General features: G+C 35.7%; 1 protein-coding gene. It reads right to left on the bottom strand.

The window, feature by feature from the left end; translation table 11 throughout:
• On the bottom strand, positions 1-428 hold a 428-nt coding region (locus tag AC1DG9_RS27775; RefSeq protein WP_477635799.1), incomplete at both ends, for a FecR family protein.

Below are 428 nucleotides of genomic sequence, written 5' to 3'. Positions count from 1 at the left end.
GAACATTCCCTGTTGATTCTAACACTTTTAATAAGGATGATATATTTTTTGTTCGTTCTATTACACCTAAAAACGATAAATTTCCTTGCTTACCTTCAAATTCATAATCAACGTCGTACCATCTGGACACGCGATGCATAATGCTTTCCAGTTTTTCATCATTAAATACGAAATAACCATTTTTCCATGCAACGGCTTCTTCCAGACTGACCTGCATAACTTTAATCTCTTTAGCATTTTTATTAATCTGAGCCTGATCACCAGGAGTAAGCACCTTTTGGTTGCCCTGGGCTGTTACTTTAACTGACCCTTCTAATAAAGTTGTTTTTGTTGAAGCTTCATCAGCGTAGCTATTGATGTTAAAATGAGTACCCAATACTTCTACTTCCTGATTTTCAGCATGTACTATAAACGGCATCTCTTTGTTT

It is taken from the genome of Pedobacter sp. 05L430, from assembly GCF_056397585.1.
This window is presented reverse-complemented; position numbering and strand designations above follow the sequence as displayed.